The organism is Ktedonosporobacter rubrisoli (assembly GCF_004208415.1).
In the GTDB taxonomy this organism is placed as follows: domain Bacteria; phylum Chloroflexota; class Ktedonobacteria; order Ktedonobacterales; family Ktedonobacteraceae; genus Ktedonosporobacter; species Ktedonosporobacter rubrisoli.
Genome location: NZ_CP035758.1, coordinates 2700350 through 2717798, shown reverse-complemented (window position 1 = coordinate 2717798; position 17449 = coordinate 2700350). Strand labels below are relative to the sequence as shown.

Genomic DNA, 17449 nt, shown 5'->3' with positions numbered 1-17449 from the left:
CTGTGAGGACAGTATGACTGCTCAACCGTAACTTATGTATGCCTTCCCAGTACTGCACGTACTTTCTTTTGTGCGAGCTTCTCGCTTTTAGAGAAGGGTGGCCAGCAAGGCCATTTGCGCCCACAGCCGATTCTCGGCTTCATCTATCACGATAGAAGTAGGGCTATCAAGCACGTCATCACCAACCTCAACATTGCGCCGTACCGGTAAGCAATGCATCAGGCGACCATTGTCTGTATGCTGCATCTTCGCTTGAGTCACCATCCAGTCTTTGTGCTGCACGCGAAGTGCTTTCTCGGCTTCCCAGTTTCCATAGTACTGAAGCGCCCCCCAACTCTTCGCGCATACGATATGGGCCCCTTCCAGAGCCGTATCCATATCATGCTCAATCTGCAGCGAGCCGCCGCTTTGTTTGGCACGCTGGCTGGCCATCTTCACGATTTCGGGATCGAGATCCCAGCCTTCGGGATACGCCAGGGTAACGTTCATGCCCAGATCGCAGGCCGCCAACATTTGCGAGTTTGGGGTGGCCATTGGCAAAGCTTTGGGGTGATATGCCCAGGTGAGCACATATTTCTTTCCTTGAGGCTGTCCTAGCTGCTCTTTGATCGTGACGGCATCGCCAAGTCCCTGGCAGGGATGATAGACATTTGACTCCATGTTAATCACAGGCACCGTGGCGTAGCGCGCAAAGCTATTCAAGACAAGATCCTGGCGGGCATTCTGCCAGCTTCCGGCGCTGGCACTGGCCGCCGATTTGGTCACGAGCTCGCTGCAGCGAATGGCGAGACCATCGCAGTAGCGCGAGAGCACAGGGGCAACCTCTTTTACATGCTCAATAGTTGCGCCATCCATCACGACGCCATCGCCAAACTCGAACGACCAGGCACCCTCCATACTCAGATCGAGGGCCTGCCCTCCCAGTTTAAACATCGCCGTCGCAAATGAGACGCGCGTGCGAACTGATGGGTTAAAGAAGAGCGTCGCTAACGTCTTACCGGCCAGGCTAGGCTTGACTTCGCCATGCTTTAAGCTCAAAGCCAGATCGATCAAGGCCTGTATCTCTTGTTGGGGCAAATCCGCTGTATTCATAAAGTGGCGCTGCGAGAGCTGCAGACCAGTTGCATCGGCCATCTCTATCTTCTCCTCTATGTAGAGCCTATAAGGCAACAGCAACTGTCTGGGCTAGCTTGCTCTGCGCGATATGCAGCTTTTCTTCAAGCAAGCGGATAGTCTTCTGCATGGTATACTGGTTGCTTTCAGCAGGTACTCCAACGTTTTTCTCAACGAAGAGGACGCCTGTATCATTGTTGACAGCAGGTCCGGTTATCATGGTTACCTGAACGCCATATTGAGCCATAATCTCTTTGGCGCCCCAGGCAGAGACCAGATCTCCGGCTCCAACGATAAAGCCACACACGTGCTGCTGGATCTCTTTGCACTTAATCAGGCTATCGACGTTATATTCACCAAGAATGCCGTCGCCAAATTCGGCAATGATCAGGTCAGGCTGACTGAGATTGGCCTCCTGCAAAATACCCATGGCCACTTCTACGACTTCCGTGGCATCGCCACAGGTTGAAGGAAGACCACCATCCATAAAACCATAGACGGGTGCAGCTCCGGCATCTTTAATCTTATCAAGATCTTGCGTCGAAGCCACGCCTGATAGCTTGACGCCGGCTACCTTCAGGCCTTGGGATTTGAAATGCTTGATTAATTTACAGATCGCTGTGGTCTTGCCTATGTTCATGCATGTGCCAACCACCCCAATAATCGGGGCGCTAGCCGGCAATTGCTGCTGACGCGCTATTGCGAAGTCTTTGATATTGAGCTGCTGACCAGAGGGAGAAACGATGCTGCCGAGCACGCGTACCTGCATGGGTACTCCCCATTGCTCATTGATACCGCGAATCTCACCGACAACGCCGCTTTCACAGAGGAAGTAAAGAATGTCGCCGACAGCTACCTGAGCGGGGATATCTCCGCTATACTCACGCAAGGCCCGACGCTTTCCCAGTACGGCAGGGATAATATCGCCTTCCATCAGGGAACCAATTCGTCCGCTGGCATATTCCAGAAGCTTGTTTTTGCCTTCATCTGCCAGGGCTTCTACGAGGATTACCGCACCTTCTTCGGGCACGATTTGTGTCCCAACTTCAACGCTGGATGGTAAATTTAAGCTGCCAACAACTGAAGGAATCTTACTAAGTTGCATTTGCATTGACTGCACCTCTTCTTCCTGACTATTTTGCTCTCTCTTCCCGACCTTGCTCATAACGCGGCAACGCCTAAAGAGTAGAACAAAGAAAGACTGGGAGCGTGGAAGGTGCGAGGGTAAAAAAAATCTCGCCCCCTCCAACTAATTTGAAGGGACGAGAGTAGTTGCATAACAGAGTACCAGCTCTGTGCACTAGACCCGTGGTGCCACCCCTATTGCCACTACTTTATTCACGTCATTGTGACAAAGCGATTGTGACCACTTGTTCGGGTTATTCTTCCGCGTGGGAACCACCCACCTGCCCTACTTGCTTCTGCCTCTATGGATGACATAGATAATACACAAGCTTTCTTCGGCCAGACGCTCACGAATGCGTTCTGAGGATACATCTTCCTTCCGAACTTCCACTCTTCATCGGATCGCTGTTGGCTGCCACCCTCATACTATTTTCGCTCAACGCGTGCAAATCAATATTTTACTGTCTTCGATAAAGGATACCAGATGAACACTGAAATGTCAACGGTTGCGGCAGGCTCGTGTTTCATCCTGCAAAAGAAAATAACCAGAATACATCCTTAAAACTCTCATTCGTTCATAAGAGATTACTTTCCGAGACAAATGCTTCTACGGCCAGGTAGTAAGTAGGGTTGTATGCAGCAGAGAAGGCGGAGCATATTGCGTCTGCCTCTGGTCTTCCAGCAGTTCTTTTAGCTTATATTCAGTTTCTGAGCCAGGTTCAGCCGAATAAACACAGCACTTGAGATCGGGATCGCCACTGATCTGAAAGCTAGCAATCTCCAATATCAGCTTGCCAACCAGGGGATGTTCGATCTCGCGCCAGCGCGAACATTGCCTCTGTACCTGCTGTCCTTCCCAGGCCTGCCGAAATTCCGGGCTCTCTCGTTTGAGCGCCTCAACAAAGCCTGCAATATGGGGATCGCTGAGATACTGGCTTGCCGTAGCCCGAAACGATGAAAGGGTCTCTAGAGCAAACAGCTCACGGGCCGGGAAGCGCTGGCGAAAGTCGCTCTCGGTAAAGAGCAATCTGAGCATATTGCGTTCACGCTCCGGGATTGCGGCAAAATCAGCGAAGATAAGACTGGCAGCCCTATTCCAGGCCAGAATATCAGTGCGCCGCCCGGTGACATAAGCCGGTCCAAGCTCCATCAGGTCAAGCACCCGCTGATAGGCTGGACTAAGCGTCTCAACCAGCGGAGGAACGTCCGGGGGCAACGGCTGATCAGCAAGCCAGGCTAGATGGATACGCTCATCCCTGCTAAGTTGCAGAGCATCAGCAATGCTTTCCAGAACACTCCTTGAGACATGCACATCGCGCCCTTGCTCCAGGTAGGTATACCAGGCGGTACTGACTCCAGCCAGCTCCGCAATTTCTTCGCGGCGCAGTCCAGGCGTACGACGACGGCGCGTCAGGGGAATGCCCACGCGCTCCGGGGTCAGACGAGCTCGCCGGCTGCGTAGAAATTTGCTGAGTTCCATGCGACGTTCTTGTTTATTCATAATACATTTATCCTGGGAGATTTTATGTTAGGATAATCTCTTTCTGTTTCAAGCTGAGCTTATACAGTACACTCTCATACAGAATGCATCGACATGTAGCAGTATATCATGCCAGAGGATAAGAAGGCGAGGACATATCCAGAAAAGGTACATGTGCTCTACTATTTATCCCAGCACAAAAAAGCGCAGACAGTAAAGGAGTTTCTCCAATGACATCTCTTGCAGGAAAAGTAGCAATTGTGACTGGCGCCTCCCGTGGTATCGGTCAGGGAATCGCTGAACGGCTTGGCCAGGATGGTGCCATAGTAGTCGTCAATTACCACTCGGGAGCAAGCAGAGCGCAGGAAGTAGTGCGCAACATTGAGGCGGCAGGGGGCAAGGCTCTGGCCATACAAGCTGATATGAGCAAGCTCGTGGATATGCGCCGCCTCTTCCAGGAAGTTGAAGATCGCTGCGGTGGCCTCGACATTCTTGTCAACAATGCGGGCATCGGGCTTTTAAAACCAACCGCCGAAATAACTGAGGAAGAGTTTGATAAGCTCTTCACCCTCAACGCTAGAGGAACCTTTTTTGCTCTTCAGGAAGCGGCCAGGCGTATACGCAATGGCGGGCGCATAGTCAGCGTTTCAAGCGGTGCTACTGTTGTCGTTACGCCCGGCTTTGGGGCCTATGCGGGAAGCAAAGCAGCCGTGGAGCAATTTAGCCTTGCGCTTTCCAGAGAACTAGGGGCCCGCGAGATTACGGTGAATACCATCCTGCCGGCCATTGTCGATACAGGTACGCTTGTGCTCCCCAAGGATATGATCGCCAAGCTCATCCAGCAAACCCCTCTCGGGCGCTTAGGACAACCGCGCGATATCGCTGATACTGTGGCTTTCCTGGTAAGTGATCAGGCGCGCTGGATTACCGGGCAAACGCTGCGTTTAGGCGGCGGCTTGATATAAGAGCATGAAAATTTCCACGGCCAGGGGCAAAGAAGCTGCAAAAGGCTTCGCTGTCCTCTGGCATCTTCTCTAGCTTCCTGCGAAACCGGCAAATACAGGAGAAACGCGTGCATAAAAAATTCCACAACAGCAACTTCCACAAGCCTTGCCCCTTTCACGAGATTTTTCCTAGAGCAGCGGCGCACAGAATTCCTTGACATAGCCCTGAAAGCTTACCAGGGACTCAACACAGGCCCAGCTTGACCGCATCAGTTCCTCGCGCCTCTTTTCGACTGCCACAATGGCTTTTGCTGGCCGCCCTGCCGCCATTTCATCAAGGACGGCCTGAATTACCTTAAAGGGATAACCAGCTTCCCTGAGCAGGGCCACGACGCGCAAACGGCTCATCTGTTCCTCATCATAGAGACGATAGCGACTGCTCCGGTCGCGTTTAGGCTGCAAGAGACCCTGTTGTTCCCAGAAGTGCAGGGCCGAGACGCGCACACCGACTTGCCTGGCCGCTTCTCCCACCCTCAACGCTTGCGGATGGCGCAAACTGGGTGCAGGCGTAGATTGCGTTGCTAACATATGTAAAGCCGCGAGTGTCTGTTCACACTCGTGGCGCTTGTTGGCAAGCTCGGCATGGCGTTGATCTATGGTTGTAAGCGCAGCCGAGAGGTCACCTTGATGCAAGGCATTCATAATGCCTGGCGTTCGCTGCCAACCATAGCCAGCAAGCATGTTGCGCGCAGTGGTGAGCGCGGCCAAGTGGCGCTGCGTATAGAGGCGATAACCACTTTTGCTCCGTGAAGCAGGCGGCAGCAGACCAGAGGCCTCATAGTTGCGTACCTGTTGAACGCTAATTCCGGCAGCCCTGGCCAGATCAATAGTGCGCAAAGCATTGTGAAGCATCATGTGAAACTCCCAAGTAATTTTTGAGGCTTTATTTATTTTTCACTCTTCTCTTTATATCACATCCAATACATAAGCAGTGCTTGTTGAGACTTGGCAACATCGCGGAACAATGCTATTCGCCCTTGCTCAACCCTCCAATCTTGCATATGTGTTGTACAGTAGGCATGTGATTTAGAAAAAGGCCCGGCCAGTCTGGATCATAAGGGTATGCATGCCCGGAACTACTGTAGAAGCATATGCTTACTCGCTCGCCTTGCCTGGCTTGCCCCATACAAAAAGGCGAGCCAGAGCCGAGCGAAAAAAAGGATGTCTCTCATTACATGAACACCAATGGTAAAACAAGGAGGTTCGATCGATGACGCATACTGCTCCTACCTATGCAACGCTCGACGAGTGGATTGAGCGTGAAGCGCTTCAATTCTCGCTCTCTTCACCCACAGCTTTTAACGCTGCAGTTGATAAAATGCTGGCCTCACTCGGAAATTCGGTGGAACTGCTTGGTCTGGGAGAAGCGCTACACGGAGGAGAGGATATACTCACCCTGCGCAACCGCTTGTTCGAGCGCCTGGTTACAGCCCATGGCTACAGCGCCATAGCCGTTGAGAGCAGCTTCCCTAAAGGCTGGCTAACAAATGAGTATGTGGCCGGCCGCGGCCCACAATCTTACGCGGAAGTAGAGGAGAGCGGCTTCAGCCACGGCTTCGGTCGCCTCGAAGCCAATCGCGAATTGATAGAATGGATGAGGAGTTACAATGCCAAACCTTCCCACCAGGTCAAACTCAAATTCTATGGCTTTGATAGCCCGACCGAAATGTATGGCAGCGACAGTCCACGCCAGGTCCTGCACTTCGTCTTAGACTACCTCACTCCGCTTGATAGTGACAGCGGACTGGAGCACCGCAGTCGCATCGAGCCTCTTCTAGGCCAGGATGCTGCCTGGGAGAATCCTGCTACCCTAATTGATCCAACGAAGTCAATAGGCCTATCGGAGGTCGCCACGGCCCTACGCATGGAGACCGAGGAGCTCATTTCAACCTTGCAGATCCAGCGTCCTGAGCTGGTCGCCAGGAGCGACGAAGAGCGCTATTTGGAAGCCGTACACTACGCTATGATGGCCCGGCAGTTGTTGAACTATCATGCTAACCTGGCCCAAACATCTGACAAGCGCTTTATCCGGCTTCTTGGTATGCGCGATGCTTTAATGGCAGACAATCTAGTCTACATCGTCTCCCGTGAACGCCGCCGTGGAAAAGTGTTAGCCTTTGCTCATAACAGTCATCTGCAGCGTGGGAAAGCCCAATTGAGCCTTCCCACCCAACTGGGTCCCGATGTACATATATGGTGGCCAGCCGGAGCGCACCTTGAGCAGATGCTTGGCCCGCGCTACGTCATCATCGGCACGGGCTTGGGCAGCTCTGAGCCTAACGGCATCGCCCGGCCCGAAGCCAATACACTTGAGGCCCGGCTCACGGCAGTACCGGGACCCGGACGCTTTATTCCTACCCACAAAGGACAAGGGCTTCCAGCTAGCGACATTGCCGCGCTCCCGGCCCGCACTGCCAGCAAGAAGAACCCGAGTTACTTTCCCCTGAGTCCCGAAAGCCTTGTCAACTTCGACTGGCTGGCTGTTCTAGACTCGACTGCCTACACGCGCGGAGCCCCAGTACTGCCGGATCAAAAATGAGTTTCAGGTAGTCGCAAGTATCTGATCATCGAAGAGTAAATAAGCAGCCCAACATGATGATAGGGCTGCGCTTCCTTTCTCGTAGCAGATCTATCCACGATGTGAAATCAGCAAGGATTGCGCGGAGCGACCAACAAGCCCTTCTTGATCATAAAGATTCGAGGTTGTCAGGCCCACACCTTCAGCCTGCAAAATGGTAGTTGCATCCATACAGATCCATTCTCCTACCGGAGGCCGCAGGCAGTGCAGGGTAAGCTCAGGAGGAATAAACTGCCAATCCCGAATATCCAGCGGGCTACTGATGCCATTGGCTGAATCGGCGGCTGCGATCAAGCGTTGCGCCGGGCTGGGCATTTCTCCTTCAATCAAAGGATAGCGCAATCTTGTCCAGGCTAGCGCAGAGCCAGCTTGTGTATAGCTACCGCGCACAAAACGCCATTCGGTGGCTAGAAGAAAGCCGCAACGCCATTCAGGGGTTGGATCAAGTTCTTGTCCCGCCAGGGCCGGGGGCATATCTGCCTCTGGAGCTGGGGGACGTCGCGAGGGCAGCCGAATGCGCCATCCGGAGGCATGCATTACCGTACGTCCATCGTGATCAAGAAAGGCTTCTAACAGCTCAACGCTGCGTCCAGGACGAACCAGGCGAGCATGAGCACGCAAGGTGGTTATGGGCACAGGGCCGAGAATATCGATAGTTACACGCGCCAGCTGCATATCCTCGCGCGGCGAACAGCGTTCCATCTGGCGAACCAGGAGCGCTCCAGGAGGTCCTCCATGCTGAAATTGCGGATTCCAGGGTCCCTGGGTATGGATAGTAGCACGAAATATATCATCTTCCTCCGGTATCCAGAAAGCCGGTATCGTCATAAGTCCTCCTTCATAAGTTTGCTCATATGAACCCTTTACCACACAGGCTTGCTTCTCACATACTCCTTGAGCGCATAAAAGGCAGGCATTGGTCCACTAGGTGGATAAATATTATTTGGTTGGTATCCATAATCAATGGTATACCAAAATATTTTCTGGATTACGCCCGAGTTGGCAGACTGATCGGTCACATACGTCAAATATTGGGCTTGTTGATCTGGAGTCACAGCAGATCGACCATCCATCGGCCGCAGGGGCCAACCAATCTCAGTTACCCAGATAGGTTTGCTGGCAAAGCCATAACGCGTGGCGATCGTGTGCATAAGTTGCCATTTGTGATCAAACGACGGATGCGTGCTATCAGCATCCACGCGGGGATCAAGTCCCTGATTGTAGTAGTGGAAGTTCATAAAATCCATATACTGACCAAAGCCCGCTTCAAAAATAGATTCTAAGACGGCCATTGTGCGAAATGGATTGGATGGAAAAGTTCCGTACATACCTACCTGGGCATGGGGACTTGCCGCTTTTATCGCTTGATAACCCGCCTTCAAGATTGGTCCATAATCATCAATAGCAAATTTCCTATTCTGGTCATACTCTTCATTGCCGATCTCAAATGAGTCTATATAGCCATGACCATTCTGGCCGTTATAGCGCGTGGCAATCTGAGAGGCAAAGGAGGCCATTTCAGCTGGCGTCGGAATTGAAGGCGTCTTAAAACACGAGCCCTGGAAGCACTGTATGGGCACATCCAGATGGATGCCCGCCGAGTTCATCAATGCTACGACAGAATCGAGCGTTCCCCAATAAATGCCTCCGCCAGATAGCATACTCTTAACATGAATCTGGTAGCGCACCCAACATATCCCCATCTGTCTATAAAGCGCTATCAGAGTTGCATCAGCATTCACTGTGGTAAAGCCGTACGGGCTGTTCTCATCACATTTCCCTGTATAAGTGGGCTTACGTGTCGGTGGCACCGTACGCGCTGGCACTTCGCTCCCTTTGGGGAGAACACCCCGGGCCGTATCTGGAGTCAAAGACGCAATGGTAGATTGTGATCCTGTAGGGACGAGCCACACATACCCTGCAAGAACACCTGACCCTATCACTACCATTATAAGAGTAACCGTTATAATTATACGCGAACGAGAGATATTTCCCCTCTCTTTCCATGGTCAGCTTTTGCCGCAAAAACGTTCTCTGCTATCAGAGACGCGACTTACTTTCTTGAGTAACGTATGCATATATATTTCCCATGCCGAAATTACCCGACACACAAGCAGCAAAAGGACAGCAACACACTTCGCCAGGTAGATATAAAGAGCAGGGAAAGATATAACGCTTCTCTATATAATGATAAACGCTATCGAGTGGCCAATAATCTTGCGAGAACCTTGCGATTTTAAGTCGTTTTCAGCTACTTACTTGCCAGGAGAATACTTCTCTAGAAAGAAACTCTCCCTGGTCCATTATATACGTCCTTTCTTCCAGTTTTACAAACTAAAACTGTTTAGGTTTACGTATTATCCTGTATTCATACAATATGACATATTTCTTAGCTATTTGCTCCTTTGGTTGATCAAGCTGTTGAGGATGCAGCTTGCCAGAGCATGTATTTGCACTATTCTCCAGCAAGCTTTGTAATTTCAGGATGACATGAAAAAATAGGGAAGTGCATTTCGGTGGTACGAAAGATATTCTCTACCCAGGATAGCCAGGTGCTAAATCCAGCACGCTCTATGCTATGGAACAAGAATATATCAGCAATTACACCATAACAGTATTTTGCCAAGCATTTCGATAATTTATAATACATAACCATGCATTAAATCTTCAGATAATTCTTGTTTTCCAAAAAATCGGTTCCCTAAGACTACCTTTTTAAGCTTTTTTTATGTATGCTTTCTTATGGAACAGATGTATCTTTATAATCATTGATACATTCTGAGCCAGTAAAGTTTTTCTAGACGTAAGAGACACATTTTGTTGAACTGTACGGAAAGGACGATTTTTCATCATGGGAATGACAACCTACACGCCAATCATCAGTACCAACGTAGACGATTCTCTGCTTAGCGAATTTAACCTCGACATCCGCACTTCTTTACAGGAGGAAAACCGGGTCGAAGGTGATTATAATGTATATACCGATACCTGCGCTACCTGTGATTTCAATACAACCTGTGCAGCTACCTGTAGCTATTCCTGCTAAAATCCAGCAGATTATATAACCAATAATCTACTGAATTGGAGGGCTTTAGCTAGTCTTCAGGTCGTTCCTACGAGTGGATGACCTGTAGAACACAGTTGACTTACATTCGTTCACATAGCGAAGGGCCTGATAGCGTACGATATCGTATGCTATCAGGCATACATAGTGGACATGTTTTGCTAATTGAGTACAGGTACTCTCTTTGCCACATTGTACTTAACCCATAGCATGCAAAGGATAGCTTTAAATAGAGAAAATATGCAGCACCAAGATAACATCAGTTCTCCTCCCACATCAAATAATTTCGTCCCGCGAACTAGAACAACCCGGCAATCTCTCCTTGATAATTCTTTGCATGGTCGCGCATTAGAAACGCTTCATCTTATTGCCGAACGCATGCGCGATCCTGCCTTGCTCTTCTCCACAGCTGCACGCGCCAGGGAGCAGATAAAGTTGGACAGAGCATTCTCCTGGGGAAGAGCCTCTTTCAACCATCTCGGCAGTCTGGCACTGCTCTATCTTTCTCTCGCTCGTAGTTTTCCCGATGAAGGGTGGGAAGAGTCTGCCCATAAATACCTGCGCCTTGCCGCCCAACGTAGCCAGCAAACCCCGTTAGTTACACCAGGACTCTACAATGGAAGCAGCGGACTGGCGCTGGTGGTAGCGGCTTTTTGCCAAGAAGAGCCACGCTATCGACGCACACTTGAAGCGCTGAACGAACAGATTAGCAGGCAGGTGCTTGATCTATCTTTACCTACAGCTATCGCGCAGAGCTCGATGGGAACGTATGATGTAATCAATGGAGCTGCCGGTATTCTGGGCTATCTATGCTCACTGCCTGAGCCTCCATCACATGTTCAAGAAGCTATCGACGTACTGATACACTATTTGATCTGGCTGGGTGGCGAGGAGAAACCAGGACATCCCAACTGGTTGATCGCTCCTGAATGGCTAAATGAACATGATCAAGCTCTCTATCCCAATGGCAATTACAATCTCGGCCTCGCTCACGGGATTCCCGGTCCTCTAGCCGCCCTGTCCCTGGCCTGGCAAGCAGGATACCACCTCCCCGGCCAACAAGAAGCTATCGAACACATCAGCAGCTGGATTCGTGCCTCTGCTATATCCGACACCTGGGGTATCAACTGGCCTGGAGCTATTCCCTATACGGCTACACATCCATGGGAGCAGGAAATGCTTCCCACCCGTGCTGCCTGGTGCTACGGCGCGCCAGGAATAGCCGCCTCCTTACGCCTGGCTGGGGAGGCTCTTGGAGATGAGGAATTATGTCAAATGGCAGTTACCAGCCTTGAGACCGTCTATCGGCGCCCTGCCGAGGCCATTGGCCTTATCTCACCAATCGTCTGTCATGGAATCGCTGGCCTTGTCGCGATTGGCTTGCGCTTCGCTCAGGTATCATCAAGCCAAATGATAAGAGACCATATTCCCTTACAAGTTGCCCAGATCCTGGCGGCTTGCCATCCCGACGCGCCCCTGATTGTGCGTGATCAAGAGATACCAGGAAACTTTGTGGATGACCCTAGCTTTCTTACCGGTGCGGTAGGGGTGGCTCTGGTCTTGTTGGCAGCCTCTAGCGAAGTAGAGCCAGCATGGGATCGTATACTAATGATTGCCTAGAAGGAACACGCTCTATGGAACATGAACAAGCGAAACCAAAAAGTGTGACCCTGAGAAAGCACCAATTTGAAGCAGGTCAGACGAATCAGCTTTATGAACCGGTTGGCATGTATTTGCTACGTGCCCCACATCTGCCAGCCCAGGTATTCATACAAATGACAACCGCCACAACGGTGAGCGAGACATCCACCGATAACAATCTTGAGGCAAGACTTGCCTCAATCAGTCAACAAAGCTATGACGTCCTGGCCCGATTGGTAGAATGCCCTGCCATTGAACAAGCTCTCTTCGTAGCCAGTAGTGACATCGCAGCCGGCATCGAATGCATCAAAAGTGGGGATCACACTTCTCGACGAGCGAGACAGGCTTTTGCCGGTATCTTCCGCTATCTGGTACGCATGTGTACCCGCCCGACTCCCTTTGGCCTTTTCGCAGGCGTTGCGATTGGCAGCTTGGGTGACGTAACAACAGCCCAACTTGGAATATCTTCCCTGGCTCGCATACGCACCCGTCCAGATATGAGCTGGCTCCTTTCTCTTATTCAACAAGTGGAGGAGAACAGAGAGACGCTACCGCAACTTCATGTTCTGATGAACCGCAGTATCTATATGGCAGGCGCCCGAGCAGTGCTTCCTTCAGCCGATATCTATGGTAAAGGTGACAATCGCTCAGTAGCGGTGCGGGCAACGCGCGTTTTCCAGTATATTCAAGAAATTGCCCGAGAGCCAATCCCTTATTCAGTACTCCAGCAGAAAGTCTGCAAGGCCTTTCCCCAGGCTACCGAGCAGCAAGTAGAGAAGCTACTCCAACAATTATGGGAATCTCATTTCCTGATCAGCGATCTGCGACCACCGCTGACCAGCCCTCACCCTGAGCAATCTTTACTGAAACGCTTACGCCAACTTCCTGGAGCCCAGCCGCTAACAGCTGCCCTTGACGAGATCCTCCATTTAATGGCGGAGATTGATTCACTGGGAGCCGGAGGTCCAACACATTTATTGGGCCAGCTCGTAGAGAAACAACAAAAGCTTGTGCCCGCTCAGAAGGAGCAGACCTACCAAATCGATGCCGGGCTAGCGCTGGAGCAGTTCCAGCTCAACGTTGAGGTAGGTAGAGCCGTAGCCGATGCTACCGAGGTATTATTGCGCCTGGAGCGCTCCTACTCTCGCCAGCACCTACGTGAATATTATGGACTTTTTATTGAACGCTATGGCATGCACGCCGAGGTTCCTGTCCTCGATTTGCTCAGTCCGGAATTCGGCTTAGATGCCCCTTCTACCTATCTTGAACCTCCACGTACTTTTCGGCTCGCGGGTTCGCCACCTCTACATACAGAGCAGCAGGAACAAAGGGATAGGCTCCTCAGTTCGCTATTAGCAACCGCGCTGCATGAGCAGGCTAAAGGAATTGAAGTAACTGATACATTGCTTGAGCAACTTGCTCAATGGCAGCCAAAGCCAACGCGTCCACCCTTGCCAGCAGTAGAAATGTATGTGCAACTGCACGCATCATCTCGTGAGGCCCTGGATCACGGTGAGTGGAGAGGGGTGATTGCGCCAGCAACGCTGGCCTATGGCGGACGAACTTTCTGCCGTTTTTTCGATATCGTCGATCCTGCAGGCCTGCCTCAACTCAAGGAGTATGCCCGACGAGAAGAAGCCTTTTTCCCCGATACGCTCCTGGCGGAGTTGAGCTATCTGCCCAAACGTGGGCGCGGCGCTAACGTAGCGATACGCCCACTACTGCGTACTTACGAGATTGTAGTGAATACAACACCCTCAGTCCCACTTGAACGAGTTATTGCCCTGAGCGATCTCGTTGTAGGAGTCGAGCATGAGGGCTTCTATCTGCGTTCGCTCAGTCATGGGAAAAGAGTAGTGGTCACACAAAGCCATATGCTCAATAGCCAGAGAGCGCCAAACGTCTGCCGTTTCCTGCTGGAAATCTCACAGGATGCCTATCCCTTGCTCTCCTCGTTTAATTGGGGTCCTGTAGCAAACGTTCCATTCCTGCCACGTGTGGTACGTAAGAAGATGGTGCTCAGGCCAGCGAAATGGAATCTTCAGACAATAATGGTTGAGCCAACAGGCTCTGGCAGTGCCCAAACACGCTTTTTCGCCGGTTTACAGAAGTGGCGTAAACAGTGGCAAGTGCCACGTTACGTCTATTTACAAGAGCATGATAATCGCTTGCTGCTCGATCTTGAGCATCCGCTCTCGGTAGCGGAGTTGCACCATAGTTTACAGAAAGCCGGTCAGAATGCCTTCGTGCGCTTACAAGAGATGCTGCCCGACTTCGACCATCTCTGGCTACATGATAAACAAGGCCGGGCTTATCTAACTGAGCTGGTAGTTCCTCTCATAGCGACAAAACCAAACACCCCCCAACAGTCAACAGAAACTATGCAGGCAGAACGCCCTCAGCATTTTCCCGTTTATCCAATTACAGAGAGGGAACGGCTTAAATTAGCTGGTGATGACTGGACTTTTCTTAAGCTCTATGCCCCGATAAAGCAACATGACGAGCTTATCACCATGCCCTTACGTAAGTTCGTTCAGCAATTGAGCCAACAGCAGCTCATTGATCGCTGGTTCTTTGTCCGCTACGCTGATCCTGAACCGCACCTACGCATACGCTTTCATGCAGCAAATGCCCAAACTAGCAACGAGCTACTTGTGCAGGCACTTGCCTGGGGACGAAGCCTGGTTACTGCAGGGCTGGCCGGGAACCTGGTGTTGGATACTTATCGACGTGAAATAGAACGCTACGGGGGTCCTCAAGCGATTGATCTTCTTGAGGAAGCTTTTATGGTCAATAGCGTAGCAACGGCAGAGATCATAGCTGCCCTTTACACCAACCAGATTACTCTTGACGAACAAGTAATTAACGTCTTTATGCTAGATCAGCTTTTTACGCTTTGGGGTTTGGATCTCTCCCAACGGCTGAGCTACCTGCAGAAACGTACTGGCAAGTACGAGCAAAGTGAAGCCTTCCGTCCTCAACGCCGGCTCTTCTGTGAACTTCTTCAACCCTGGGATGCTAGCTTCGATCCAAAGATACAGTCACAGCGTACGCTCCTGCTTCAAGCAAATCTGATACAGGAGACAGTTCTGCAGCGAGTCTCAGCCGCACTCCACGACCTGACGAGCCAGAATAAACTCTGGGTACCAGAGGAAACGATCCTGGCTAGCCTTGCCCACATGCAATTCAATCGTCTCTACGGCATCGATCGAACGCGAGAACAGGCTGGATATGCGCTCTGGCGGCATACATTAGAGAGTATCCAGAGACGACCGTCCCAAAAACATAGCCAGTCCCCAAAACTCTAGGCAAGTTGCGCATTGACCTGGCCTCTGGTAATCTTTGGTACTTGAGTTGAATGTAATTTATTTAAGAAGCATTGCCCTCAATCGGCTTGATTGAGGGCCACATAGCTATCGGGGAGGACCTTGTTTTATACGCGTCAAAGCCTGCTGGGCCTGACCGAGATCGGGCAATACAAACTCGCACCACCAGGTCGCGCCCGCCTGCTCAAACTCCCCTACCTGGGCTCGTGCTCTGGCCTTATCATCACCAGGGCTGTAGCCGCCGATGCACAGGTCAAATGGGCCTTTATCTGTGCGCTCTTGCGCGATAAAAGTCCTGATCGCGCTCACATCGGCGGGCTGGAAAGATCCATAGCCCTGAGCATCGGGAACCTTGGCAGGGCAAAAACCATCCCAATGCGCGGCTCGCCTGGCTGGGGCTTTGCGCGGCCAGAAACCACCTATCCAGATTGGAATTCTCGGCTTCTGGAGCGGTTGAGGTTCAAAGGTTACATGCTCTACTCTATAGTGCTGCCCCTCATAGTGAAAGGGCTGCCCGCTCATAAGGCCTGCAAGAATCTCCAGGCCCTCATCAAGCATCTCGGCTCTCTGCTTTACATTTGAAACTTCGCCAAAATGACTATCTCTAGGATCGCCCAGGCCAAAGCCGAGAATCAAGCGGCCGTGAGAGAGATGATCAAGCGTAACTGCTTCTCGCGCCAATTTCCAAGGCAAGCGAGAAGGCAATGGAGTAACCGTCATCCCAAGGCGTACTCGCTTTGTACGAAGGGCTATTGCCGTCAATGCTAGCCAGGGATCGTAAGTTACGCCACCTTTGACCCAATAGACTATATAATCTTCCAGAAAGACCCCATCCCATCCAGCCTCTTCAGCAATATGCGCATACTCCACAAGGCGCTCAATATCGCCATCAATGCCCGATAATGGCAGCGCAATACCGTATTTCATAGCCATACCTCATCATTCTCTACCTGGATTGCTATCTTTACTACGGCTCTCATTTTACTCTGACTTCATGCCACCCTCTGTCATATTTCTGGCCTTCTCTTATGGGCACACAAACTTGTCCTTCAAGCGTCAATTGTCCAGCGATTTAGCGAAGCACCTCGTCAATCCCCTGGCTTGAGCAGGGATAGAAGGGGCATTTCTTTTAAGGTCTTATTCCCCAGACACAGTGAAGGGTCCAGCTAACTTGAAAATCGCTGCGTCCCACTTCCTCGATAGCCTGGCGATAGATAGCGTCATAGTCCTCGGCCAGGCAGCCCCACTTGCGAATAAATGGGCGCAACGTTCGAAAGCCATAAACCACATCATTGTAATAAGCCTGCCCTTCTTGCGTACCTGCACGATATGCTAAAACATACGGCCGAGTCTGAACTTGCTGGCATCCATACTGATAAAAAAGCTCTGGCAACTTTGCAGTTAAGCCGGTACTCCCCTGCGTAAAGAGATGTCCAGCCTGAAAAAGGGCACACAGCAACATCTCATGCAGTCGCATATGAGATGGACTATTGCTATGGTTAATAATCTCCGGCTCTGTAACCCGGATAACGCCCCCGGCATGGGTGACACGCAACATCTCACTAAAAAGTTTGCGCCAATCCCAGGTACGCAGAAAACTTGAACCCAGGCGCATGTTTACCAGGTCAAAATAAGCATTGGGAAATTCCAGCATGCGTAAAGCATCCATGACCAGGAATTCGACGCGCTCCTCAACGTGCTGCTGAAACGCCTGCTCACGGGCATGACTGATCATACGTTGACTCACATCTACACCTATCAATGACAGCTCTGGATATTCCTGTGCCGTATCGATAATCCATCCGCCTGTTCCACAACCAATATCGAGCACACGACGCAACTTGGAAATATTCTTGTGCTCCGGAAGTACGCCTCCCATTGCTGCCGTAATCATATGATCCTGGATAGTGACGCGCGTAAGTTCTTCTTCATTCTGACGATCCTGCACAAAATATGTGCTGGGATGCTCAGGTTTGTTTTTATCCTGTGGTATTGGCATCCTACCTTCTTCCTTTTCCAAAGCTTATAATTTTATCAGTGTTATTTTGCTGCTTAAGTTTCCATTTCTGGCAAAGCTGCAGCTACCGGTAGTATATGATAGCCAGGTGGGCATGGCGA

General features: G+C 51.0%; 13 protein-coding genes. 5 read left to right on the top strand and 8 right to left on the bottom strand.

Annotated features, from left to right (window positions below; genetic code table 11):
- Positions 1-87: 87 nt before the first annotated feature.
- From EPA93_RS12415 to EPA93_RS12405, 3 genes are all read right to left on the bottom strand, one after another.
- On the bottom strand, positions 88-1134 hold the full coding sequence (locus EPA93_RS12415) for an N-acetylornithine carbamoyltransferase (protein WP_129887830.1): 1047 nt from the start codon (positions 1132-1134) through the stop codon (positions 88-90).
- A gap of 25 nt (positions 1135-1159) precedes the next feature.
- The gene (locus EPA93_RS12410) at positions 1160-2224 is read right to left on the bottom strand and encodes a P-loop NTPase family protein (RefSeq protein ID WP_129887829.1); all 1065 of its coding nucleotides are present in this window, start codon (positions 2222-2224) and stop codon (positions 1160-1162) included.
- A 621-nt stretch (positions 2225-2845) separates the two neighbouring features.
- Entirely contained in the window at positions 2846-3739 is an 894-nt protein-coding gene (locus tag EPA93_RS12405) for a helix-turn-helix transcriptional regulator (RefSeq protein ID WP_129887828.1), read from the bottom strand.
- A 209-nt stretch (positions 3740-3948) separates the two neighbouring features.
- Between EPA93_RS12405 and EPA93_RS12400 the strand changes: the two genes are divergently transcribed.
- Positions 3949-4683 (top strand): SDR family oxidoreductase, encoded by a 735-nt coding sequence (locus EPA93_RS12400; protein ID WP_129887827.1) that lies wholly within the window; start codon positions 3949-3951, stop codon positions 4681-4683.
- 168 nt (positions 4684-4851) lie between these two features.
- Here the strand turns inward: EPA93_RS12400 and EPA93_RS12395 are convergent, their stop codons facing one another.
- A complete protein-coding gene (locus EPA93_RS12395; protein ID WP_129887826.1) occupies positions 4852-5577 on the bottom strand; it encodes a MerR family transcriptional regulator in 726 nt (241 codons plus the stop codon).
- Between the two features lie 355 nt (positions 5578-5932).
- Between EPA93_RS12395 and EPA93_RS12390 the strand changes: the two genes are divergently transcribed.
- The gene (locus tag EPA93_RS12390; RefSeq protein ID WP_129887825.1) at positions 5933-7261 is read left to right on the top strand and encodes an erythromycin esterase family protein; all 1329 of its coding nucleotides are present in this window, start codon (positions 5933-5935) and stop codon (positions 7259-7261) included.
- Positions 7262-7351: 90 nt separating this feature from the next.
- Here the strand turns inward: EPA93_RS12390 and EPA93_RS12385 are convergent, their stop codons facing one another.
- The gene (locus EPA93_RS12385) at positions 7352-8128 is read right to left on the bottom strand and encodes a thioesterase family protein (protein ID WP_129887824.1); all 777 of its coding nucleotides are present in this window, start codon (positions 8126-8128) and stop codon (positions 7352-7354) included.
- Positions 8129-8163: 35 nt separating this feature from the next.
- Positions 8164-9126 (bottom strand): glycosyl hydrolase, encoded by a 963-nt coding sequence (locus tag EPA93_RS12380; protein ID WP_165423050.1) that lies wholly within the window; start codon positions 9124-9126, stop codon positions 8164-8166.
- 1025 nt (positions 9127-10151) lie between these two features.
- Here EPA93_RS12380 and EPA93_RS12375 point away from each other — a divergent pair.
- The 3 genes from EPA93_RS12375 (at position 10152) to EPA93_RS12365 (ending at position 15313) form a co-directional block, all read left to right on the top strand.
- The gene (locus EPA93_RS12375; protein WP_129887822.1) at positions 10152-10346 is read left to right on the top strand and encodes a hypothetical protein; all 195 of its coding nucleotides are present in this window, start codon (positions 10152-10154) and stop codon (positions 10344-10346) included.
- Between the two features lie 258 nt (positions 10347-10604).
- Complete coding sequence (locus EPA93_RS12370; protein ID WP_165423049.1) at positions 10605-11984, top strand: lanthionine synthetase C family protein; 1380 nt, start codon at positions 10605-10607, stop codon at positions 11982-11984.
- 14 nt (positions 11985-11998) lie between these two features.
- Positions 11999-15313, top strand: coding sequence for a lantibiotic dehydratase (locus EPA93_RS12365; RefSeq protein ID WP_165423048.1), 3315 nt, complete (start codon positions 11999-12001; stop codon positions 15311-15313).
- 105 nt (positions 15314-15418) lie between these two features.
- Here EPA93_RS12365 and EPA93_RS12360 read toward each other — a convergent pair whose 3' ends face one another.
- Both EPA93_RS12360 and EPA93_RS12355 read right to left on the bottom strand, forming a co-directional pair.
- The gene (locus EPA93_RS12360; RefSeq protein ID WP_165423047.1) at positions 15419-16258 is read right to left on the bottom strand and encodes an LLM class flavin-dependent oxidoreductase; all 840 of its coding nucleotides are present in this window, start codon (positions 16256-16258) and stop codon (positions 15419-15421) included.
- A 202-nt stretch (positions 16259-16460) separates the two neighbouring features.
- Positions 16461-17330 carry a class I SAM-dependent methyltransferase gene (locus EPA93_RS12355; RefSeq protein ID WP_129887818.1) on the bottom strand — a complete coding sequence of 290 codons (870 nt, stop codon included), beginning with the start codon at positions 17328-17330 and terminating at the stop codon, positions 16461-16463.
- Positions 17331-17449 lie beyond the last annotated feature (119 nt).

Excerpts from the sequence above, each read along its gene's own strand:
- EPA93_RS12415 (WP_129887830.1), bottom strand. The coding sequence starts at position 1,134 with ATGGCCGATGCAACTGGTCTGCAGCTCTCGCAGCGCCACTTTATGAAT.
- EPA93_RS12410 (WP_129887829.1), bottom strand. The coding sequence starts at position 2,224 with ATGCAAATGCAACTTAGTAAGATTCCTTCAGTTGTTGGCAGCTTAAAT.
- EPA93_RS12405 (WP_129887828.1), bottom strand. The coding sequence starts at position 3,739 with ATGAATAAACAAGAACGTCGCATGGAACTCAGCAAATTTCTACGCAGC.
- EPA93_RS12400 (WP_129887827.1), top strand. The coding sequence starts at position 3,949 with ATGACATCTCTTGCAGGAAAAGTAGCAATTGTGACTGGCGCCTCCCGT.
- EPA93_RS12395 (WP_129887826.1), bottom strand. The coding sequence starts at position 5,577 with ATGATGCTTCACAATGCTTTGCGCACTATTGATCTGGCCAGGGCTGCC.
- EPA93_RS12390 (WP_129887825.1), top strand. The coding sequence starts at position 5,933 with ATGACGCATACTGCTCCTACCTATGCAACGCTCGACGAGTGGATTGAG.
- EPA93_RS12385 (WP_129887824.1), bottom strand. The coding sequence starts at position 8,128 with ATGACGATACCGGCTTTCTGGATACCGGAGGAAGATGATATATTTCGT.
- EPA93_RS12375 (WP_129887822.1), top strand. The coding sequence starts at position 10,152 with ATGGGAATGACAACCTACACGCCAATCATCAGTACCAACGTAGACGAT.
- EPA93_RS12370 (WP_165423049.1), top strand. The coding sequence starts at position 10,605 with ATGCAGCACCAAGATAACATCAGTTCTCCTCCCACATCAAATAATTTC.
- EPA93_RS12365 (WP_165423048.1), top strand. The coding sequence starts at position 11,999 with ATGGAACATGAACAAGCGAAACCAAAAAGTGTGACCCTGAGAAAGCAC.
- EPA93_RS12360 (WP_165423047.1), bottom strand. The coding sequence starts at position 16,258 with ATGAAATACGGTATTGCGCTGCCATTATCGGGCATTGATGGCGATATT.
- EPA93_RS12355 (WP_129887818.1), bottom strand. The coding sequence starts at position 17,330 with ATGCCAATACCACAGGATAAAAACAAACCTGAGCATCCCAGCACATAT.